Consider the following 1263-nt stretch of genomic DNA (forward strand, 5'->3'; position numbering starts at 1 on the left):
GCACGACCGAGCCGGCACCAGCCGGGTCCTGGATGATGGTCGTCGCGCCCTCGCCGATGCCGAGGGAGCCGGCGACGGGAGCGTAGAGCGGCGCGAGCGAGCCGGTGGTGGGCTCACCGATCAGCGAGTCCGTCGTATCAACCGAGCCGGTCCCGGGCGCCGGGCTCAGCACGTCGACCGAGCCGGTGACGAGGGGCGCGACCGAGCCCGCCAGCGGGGCGAGGGACCCGGTGGACGGCTCGCCGAGCAGCGTCGAACCGGACGTGTCGAGGGAACCCTCGCCGCCGGCATTGGCATCGGGGACGATCTGCACCGACCCACCCTCGAGCGAGTCGGAGACCAGGCCGAGGCTGCCGGAATCCAGAAGCCCCTGCGCGTTGGCGACGCCGGGGAGACCGGCCAGGGTGAGAGCGGCGGCGGCTGCGACGGCAGCGACCTTGCGGGGGGTGAAAGTCATCTTTACGTCTCCTCGGGTGGAAAAGGGTTCCCAGGCGCGGAGGCTCATGGCCGGACCACCCCGGGTGGGGCCTGCCTGGCCCGCGAAAACGCTGTTACGACACCAACAGTGAGATGCGGACCACGCCCCATCCTATCCCCGGGTTCAGGTGATGTACGGCGTGAACTCAGTTAAATCTTAGTTAGAATAGGGAGTGAGACCTTTTCTCCCACACCCGGTGTGGGTCGCGTAGCGCCGTTTCGGACCCCGCCGCGGTCGCGCGCCCCGAGGCGGGCTCGCGGCAGGGCGGATAAGAGGACGCCGATACTCGCCGGTCAGCGGCGTCGACTCAGGCGAACCTGGTGATCCACTCCCGCACGGCCCGCGTGGCGCGGACGTCGTCCTCGTTGTAGGCGAGGATCCGCTCGCGCCCGGCGTCGCGTTCGACGCCCCGGGCCGCCTGCGCGTCCCGGTACCACCCGAGCGAGGCCTCACCGCCCGCCTCGGGGTCCCGCCAGGTGAATCCGGCGACCGGCGCGACCACCTTGAGGCCCAGGCCCGACGTGGAGACGAACTGGGTCGCGACGGCCTCGTGAACATCCACCCACAGTGGAGAGGAGATGAAGCGCCGCACCTCGGCGACTCCGGGGACCCCCTTGACGACGGCGAGGGAGCCCTCCGGACCGAACCTGCCCGCCGAGGAGAGGAGCCAGCCGTTCTCGGCGGCCCGTGAATAGCAGTACGCACGGAACGAGCGCCCCTGTCCTGCCGCCCGGTCCCGTATCCCGGTGAGCCAGCGCCAGAATTCCGCGAACGCCCGCCCCTCG

General features: G+C 70.9%; 1 protein-coding gene and 1 pseudogene. Both read right to left on the minus strand.

The window, feature by feature from the left end; genetic code table 11:
• Positions 1–457, minus strand: a pseudogene (locus G6030_RS13970) (hypothetical protein); the annotation flags it as partial.
• A gap of 328 nt (positions 458–785) precedes the next feature.
• The coding region (locus G6030_RS13975; RefSeq protein WP_182643543.1) for a ribonuclease H-like domain-containing protein at positions 786–1263 on the minus strand (478 nt) is incomplete at its 5' end.

The organism is Dietzia sp. E1 (assembly GCF_014145015.1).
GTDB lineage: Bacteria > Actinomycetota > Actinomycetes > Mycobacteriales > Mycobacteriaceae > Dietzia > Dietzia cinnamea_A.